4 protein-coding genes and 1 pseudogene are annotated in these 7287 nt (G+C 39.3%); 1 reads left to right on the forward strand and 4 read right to left on the reverse strand.

Translation table 11 applies throughout. From position 1 onward, the window contains the following. Positions 1-320 precede the first annotated feature (320 nt). Positions 321-1310, forward strand: coding sequence for an MBL fold metallo-hydrolase (locus tag Q1A31_RS14350; protein WP_299878037.1), 990 nt, complete (start codon positions 321-323; stop codon positions 1308-1310). A gap of 86 nt (positions 1311-1396) precedes the next feature. On the opposite strand, the gene Q1A31_RS14355 is transcribed toward Q1A31_RS14350, so the two are convergent. The 4 genes and pseudogenes from Q1A31_RS14355 to Q1A31_RS14370 all read right to left on the reverse strand — a co-directional run bounded on the left by Q1A31_RS14355 (position 1397) and on the right by Q1A31_RS14370 (position 6911). Next, positions 1397-1924, reverse strand: coding sequence for a sporulation protein (locus Q1A31_RS14355; RefSeq protein WP_299878040.1), 528 nt, complete (start codon positions 1922-1924; stop codon positions 1397-1399). 177 nt (positions 1925-2101) lie between these two features. After that, the gene (locus tag Q1A31_RS14360; protein ID WP_299878043.1) at positions 2102-4339 is read right to left on the reverse strand and encodes a GGDEF domain-containing phosphodiesterase; all 2238 of its coding nucleotides are present in this window, start codon (positions 4337-4339) and stop codon (positions 2102-2104) included. 645 nt (positions 4340-4984) lie between these two features. Next, positions 4985-5170, reverse strand: a pseudogene (locus tag Q1A31_RS14365) (VF530 family DNA-binding protein); the annotation flags it as partial. 151 nt (positions 5171-5321) lie between these two features. Then, a complete protein-coding gene (locus tag Q1A31_RS14370) occupies positions 5322-6911 on the reverse strand; it encodes an ABC-F family ATPase (protein WP_299878046.1) in 1590 nt (529 codons plus the stop codon). Positions 6912-7287 lie beyond the last annotated feature (376 nt).

A 7287-nucleotide genomic window follows, 5' to 3' on the forward strand; every position in this document is an offset into this window, starting at 1 on the left:
TATATTGTATATTTTGACTTTGTTATTTCTAACTAGATACTAAGGTTAATTCTCATATTGATTATTAGAGTTGGGTGTTATTAGAATAACGAGCAATTAAAGCTGCGAGCCCCACCAGTCGGTTAAAATATGAAAGCTAATTGTTCATTTTTTGTAAAAAAGTGAAAACCATAAAACGTTCCTTATAAAAAATAGGCTATAAGTAGGGGGGTGTCATTCTTAATTGAAAAAAGGCAATCGTCCCTTTTACTATGGTTATTTGAATGGCGAATTGCTAAAGCATAGACTCATCTTAATCTAATCAAACAGAGGTCACTTGCATGAAACTAAACTTACGTCCGCTATTTTCAGCTCTATCATTTACGACTGCCACATTAGTTGTCAGCTTATCAGCGCAATCAGCAATCGCTGCTGATGTGAAAATTACGCCCTTGGGCAGTATGGAAGGCGAATTCTGCCAACTTGACCGAGCCATGATTCTGCAAGACCCAGACGGCACCCGCTTACTTTATGATCCCGGTAGAACGGTAGCAGGAGCGGACGATAAGCGTTTAGGTAAGATCGACGCGGTACTTGTCAGCCATATGCACGGCGATCATGTTGGTGACAAACATATTAGCGATATCGGCAAAGGTGAATGTAAGGATACGAAGTTTCCTGTGAATGCACTACCTAACACCAGTGCTGCCAGTATTGCTCATGCAAAAGGCGCAAAGATAATTACGGGTAGTGAAATGCCTAAGTTCTTCGCGACTAAACTTAAAGCACTCGGTGGTGATCCCAAAAACTCACAGCTGGTTCGCTTTGGCGCATCGACAAAGGTGGGCGGCATTACTATTACTACGGTTCCTGCGGCCCATTCTAATGGCATATCAGGGCACATGATTGGTGGTGAACTGGGTAAAATGTTAGATGCTTCGGGTCTTACTGCCTATGCAGGTCCTCCGACAGGTTACGTAATTACGTTCTCTAATGGTTTAGTGACTTATCTGTCGGGTGATACCGGCATCACTGCAGAACAAGAGACTGTGGTAGGCGATCACTACAAGGCAAAACTAGTTGTGATCAATATTGGTGATACCTTTACTACTGGCCCTAAAGAAGCGGCATGGGTAGTCAATAAACTCATCAAGCCGGAATCAATCATCCCTTCGCACGCCAACCAGCCTTCAACAGCCGGTGGAAAAATCATCGAAGGTACGCGTCTAGCGTTATTTAAAGAGCAGTCTGAGGCAGCAGTTCATGTGCCCTTGAGCGGACGCACCATGTCTTTCGATGGCAGTGGCAAATGTACGGAGGGTTGTTCGTAGTACATTTCTTTTTATGTAAATTGATTGTTGTATATTGATCTTAACCACCATTATTTTCTTCCCATAAAGAAAATAATGGTGGTTATCTATGGCAACAAATCAATATCTATACGTCGGCTCTTGAATAAATCCATCTTAGTTGTTTTGATGTCTGTAACAATATCCCATCGTATATTGCTAGCGCGTCTTCGCAAGGCGATCTTTTTGGTGAATTCCATAGACTTGTTAAATGCCTCTGGTGCGTTCACGGAAAGACCAATGCTATTTATCTTTGCAGGAATATTTAAACTAAATAAAAATCGCTTAGTAGATTTTGCCGACAATATCACTGGTCCAGATAATTGCTGTTCATCTCGATATATTTCACAGTAGGGATTTGAACCGCCTCTATCTGCTGAATCCAGACACCGTAATGCAACACTTATGCGCTCACAAGTTAAGAGCACCTTCGAGTTAATTTCAACATAGCCCTTGATAACACCACCAGATAAATCTGTATTAGATTCAATAACTATGTCGACTTTTGCTAAAGAGCGACGATAAACAGACAAAGCAACAATAAAAAGAATAAAACCGAGAACTGCGGCCAATGCTATGTAAGTAATAATTGTCATTCGATTTGTTTCTTTCCGCTTCTATTTATTGGACCTATAAGCTAAATATGGAGAATAGTTTAAAGCCCTTCCCCCCTTCTACCAGCAGTTTTTTCAGCATACTGATTTGTTTTTAAATTAATAAGACTATTTACTGACAGTTAGGATTTACGAGAGATGCTTTTCTCCTGCTTAATACTAACTCACTTCAATGTCATTCGAATTAAGGGCGATATCTTTAATTTGAAACGCGGGAACTGGTTTTGAATAGAGGAAGCCTTGAACAGAATCTGCACCCAATAGCTTTATCAGTGATAACTGCTCTAAAGTTTCAACGCCTTCCACCACAACAGATACACCTAGTCGTTTGGTTAAAGAAATAGCCCATTCCAGAATAGTCGTATTTCCTGTTTCAGCGGTTAACAATATGCTTCTATCAATTTTTACAGTATCAACTTCAAGTACAGAGAGCCTGTCTAAAGAAGAGTAGCCTGTTCCGAAATCATCCATCGCAATCGAGAAGCCTTGCTCTCTCAATGTTTTAATCGCCGGAATTAATTCATGCGCAGAAATCTCTTCATCTTCGGTGATTTCAATGCAAAATCTTTTAGGATCTAATTTCTCATCTTCAAACAATTGTATGAAGTTTTTAAGCAACTTGGCGCTTTTCAGCATGTAAGGAGGAAGGTTAACGTTGATTGTAATATCACCTAATTCATGGCTATGCTTTGCTATCATCTTGATACAAATTTGAGTTAAAGAGGTTAACAGTGCATAAGATTTTGCTTGCTCCAGAAATTGCCTTGGCAGTAATAAACCATGCTCTTTTGAATCGACTCTAATGAGTAGTTCTAGCGATTTTAAGGTGCCGTCTTTCAGGTCGTAAATAGGCTGAAAGTGTACCGGTAGATAATCATCATCTACTGATTGCTGGAGAATCTGCCGAAGCTCATGACGCGGGATTTGATGATTTGTTTTTTCTTCACTATAAAGTGCAAACGATGAATGCTCTTTTCTTGCTTTTTTCAGTGCTAACTCTGCCTGTTTTGCAAGTTTTTCAGGGTTGAGTATTTCGTCGCTATGACTCGCTCCTATGGTGAGTGGCACAGCAATCCACTTACCATGCAGGGTATCCCATATACCTAAATCTTTCTGGATGGTTTCTATTAACTCCTTGATGTCAGGTTTTTTACAATGAAAAGTAACTAAAAACTGGTCTGAATGGATGTGAGCAACTAACAGACTCTTGGGTAATTGTTTTAATCTTTGCCCAAGACTTTTTAGGACTTCGTCCCCCGCATTTCTTCCATATAAGTCATTAATAGATTTAAAATCTTCAACATTTATATGGATGACTAATATATTTTTTAACTCTGAAAAGGTAAGTTGCTCGAGATAGCCCTGATAATTTGGAAGGCCTGTTAGAGAACTCGTTTGCATCAGAGAATTCAAACGCTTTTTTTGTTGGTTTGAATTTTTGATGATAATGATGATACGCCAAATCACGATACTACTTAATAAAATACTGGTCATTCCAACAATAAAGAGATCAAGATACGGCGCATCTAATGTTGACCTGATAACAAGGCCAAGCGGAATAGCCATAATGGCAAAAATACTCGACACCCACATGAATAAATTACCTAGTCGGGTTGGCGCAATTGACGAGTAATCTAATGACATTTTCTCTAAAAACACAAAAGCAATGGAAAGAGCACCAGCCAGATAAAGTGTGCTTCTAGACAAGGTATTAATCAATATTGGATTGTTGTCTTGTTCAAAGCTAAGCCACATTTCAAAACTGAAATGAATTATAAGAAGCATGGTTAATAGAGTTCTAATGCCATCTGTTAAACCGATACTCTTGGTAAACAAATAATGTATGACAGACATACATAATATTGTGCAACCAATGATTAAATTGAACACAAGTAATTGTTGATCAAAATCGAATAAATAAAACAATGTGTGGAATGCATTGGGTGAAACAAGCAAAAACACAAATAAACCAGAAATTACGAGCAAACTAAAATCAATAGCTAAACCCTTGATATTGAACTTCTTTTCAAACATTAACATATGAATATACGCAAATATTGCAATCAATATCATACCCACTTCTTCAAACACGAGAACAAAGTGAGTAGAAACTGGAAATTTGAAGTAAATCAGATTATGTAAGCTTGCCCCTATACCAACAATTGCTACGCCCCCGACTAAAACGAGGCGAGGTATACTTTTTTCTTTATGTGCATTATAGGCTACATATAACCCAACAATAAAAGGCGGTGCTGCTATTTGTAGCAGGCTATAGACCACATCCTGATTACGATATAGAAAGGGCAGAATGAAAGAATTTAACATCAGACAAGCAGACACAAATTGCCAAATAACAGGCATACCTTTCTTTTCTATGTGCTGAATGAGAGCGTTCATTAAATACAAATAGCCGATTATTTTTAATATTATGAAGCAAGTCTATTGTAATACTTTGCTTATAAACTATTGTTACTAACATTTCATCGTGAGTCGAGCTAATTCAGATGAACAGTTGTATTATTTAGTTGCACTTTTTTTGGGCTTTAATTGCGTTATATATGAGACGAACAAAACGGATGAGATTCTTACGCTTTTTATTGCCCCAGTCATAGCTAAAGTTATGGCTAAAAAAGCCTTAAAATCGTCTGATATCAATTGATCTAAGAAGACGTTGTTAGGTTTACTCCCGCTTCTTAGAAGCTACTTTTTCGGTTTAAAATTACCCCAGGGATCTTTTGGTGGAGCCGGATTAACATCATCCCAATCATCATCAGCAGCATCAGCATCATCGAAACGACTATCCCGAGATTTATAATGCCCTGCGCTACGTCGTTCGTTATATGCCTTGCTCGACCCTTTGCGCTCGCCTGTATAGCTGTTTCTGCTTGCCGCATTGTTAGCGCGTTTCTGCTGTAATTTTTCACCATCTTCAATGCTCAATTTGGCTGGCTTACCTGGTTTGTGATGCTCAGGCACAATGCGTTCTCTTGGCGGCAACTTGAATTGCTCAGAAGAGACGCCCGGTAAATTTTTATATTGATACAAGTAAAACACTTCAACTTTTTCGCGTGCCCAATCGGTTTTCTTTAAAAACTTGGCACTGGCGGCAATACTTGGGTTTATCTTAAAACATTTGATGTTTAAGTAAGCGTAAAGAATATCGAAACCATAGTGACTGACTAGTTCTTCCAGTATCGTTTTTAAACCTACACCGTGTAATGGGTTGTTTAAATACGGATTTTCATCTTTGTTATTTTCAACCTTGTCTTCGGTCTTATTCTCGGTTTTTTTCTCGATCTTTTTCTCGATTTCGTTTTCAGTCTGATTAAGGTCTTCTTCGCTCATACTAGCCTCTGCTTGCTCGGTATTTTCTTCTGTACTAGTTTCTGTACTCGTCTCGGTATTCGTCGTATGTTCCTTCAAATGCAATCATCCTATTGTCTTTGATTTCCAGTATACGATTAGCCAACGTTGAAACAAACTCGTGGTCATGACTGACGAATATCAAAGTACCTTCGTAGATTTTCAATGCGTTATTTAACGCTTCGATGGCTTCCATATCCATGTGATTGGTTGGCTCATCCAAAATCAATACATTGGTGTCTTGCATCATTAGCTTACCAAATAACAGACGATTTTTCTCACCACCTGAACAGACCTTGGCTTTCTTAAGGAAATCGTCTTCGGTAAACAACAAACGGCCTAACAAACCACGAACCTTTAAATCATCATGCTTGGGAGTACGCCATTGCATCATCCAGTCAAACAAGTTCATGTCGTTATCAAAGTCTAGCGTATTATCTTGCGGGCAATAGCCAACTACTGCGTTTTCAGACCATTTGAAACTACCACTATTTGGCGTGAGTTCTTCCATTAGACAACGTAGAAAAGTCGTTTTACCCGAACCATTCTCACCTAACACCGCCAAGCGTGAACCGGCATCGAAGATTAAGTCATTACTCGTAAACAGTGTTTCACCATTAAAACCATGCGATAGGTCTTCTATTATCAAGGCATTACGGTGTAATTTTTTGTGTTGGTCAAAGTTAAGGATTGGCGCCATTCTGCTTGATGACTTAACTTCATCTAGTTTAATTTTATCCAGCTTTTTAGCACGAGAGCTCGCCTGTTTCGCTTTCGAAGCATTCGCACCAAAACGATTAACAAAGTCTTGTAATTCTTCGATTTCAGCACTTTTCTTGGTGTTACCAGCAAGTAATTGCTCACGTATCAAGCTTGATGCAGCCAGGAAGTACTCATAGTTACCCGGGTAGATCCGAAGCTCACCGTAATCAATATCAGCCATGTGTGTACACACTGAATTCAAAAAGTATCTATCATGCGAGATGATCACCATAGTGCATGTACGTTTATTCAATTCGGTACTCAACCAGTGGATCGTGTCGATATCCAGGTTGTTCGTTGGCTCATCGAGCAATAAAATATCTGGATTAGCGAATAAAGCCTGTGCGAGTAACACACGCAGTTTACGGCCAGGAGCTACTCCACTCATTAAACCAAAGTGTAATTCTTCTTCGATACCGGCATTAAGTAAAATATCACCTGCACGACTTTCTGCGGTGTAGCCATCCATCTCTGCAAACTCAGACTCAAGCTCCCCCACTTTCATGCCATCAGCATCAGACATTTCAGGTAAGGCGTAAATGCGTTCACGTTCGCACTTGATCTTCCACAGCTCTTTGTCACCCATAATCACAGTATCAATGACGCTGTACTGTTCAAACGCGAACTGATCCTGACTCAAGGTACCAATCTTTTCGCCTGGAGTAATCGAGATATTACCTGAAGTTGGCTCTATCTCACCGCTCATGATTTTCATCAAGGTTGATTTACCACACCCGTTGGCTCCGATTAAACCGTAGCGGTTGCCGTTATCAAATTTAGCTGAAATGTTTTCAAATAAAGGCTCAGAGCCAAATTGCATGGTGATGTTTGCTGTGGAAATCAAAGGAATGTCCGGAGGGGTATAAGAATTGAGGGTGCGCAGTCTACAGGCTATTTGATATTGAGTATAGCGTAGCTACTTATCTACCCGTAATTAACACTAGATGACAATGAGTAAGATTGCTATCCCACTAACTATAAATAAAAAGTGCCTGATTCCAAATTTTGATAAAATTACTTTACCTCAAGTTATTGAATCAAAAAGCAATCAGGCATGGCATAGCAAATCATAATAAAGTGTTCTCACAAATCCTAAAACTCGAAAGCGAGACCTTATAGCATTACTTAGAAGCCCCCCCCCCTCAGGGCAAACGCATTATAATCATAAGTTAAACAGCGTTTTGAACCGAAAGTTATCATTCCAAGCGGCTTTAAGCCTC

Source organism: uncultured Cocleimonas sp. (assembly GCF_947495625.1).
Lineage (GTDB): Bacteria > Pseudomonadota > Gammaproteobacteria > Thiotrichales > Thiotrichaceae > Cocleimonas.

Bases quoted from the DNA above. Each gene is read 5' to 3' on its own strand.
- Q1A31_RS14360 (WP_299878043.1), bottom strand. From the start codon at position 4,339: ATGAACGCTCTCATTCAGCACATAGAAAAGAAAGGTATGCCTGTTATT.
- Q1A31_RS14355 (WP_299878040.1), bottom strand. From the start codon at position 1,924: ATGACAATTATTACTTACATAGCATTGGCCGCAGTTCTCGGTTTTATT.
- Q1A31_RS14350 (WP_299878037.1), top strand. From the start codon at position 321: ATGAAACTAAACTTACGTCCGCTATTTTCAGCTCTATCATTTACGACT.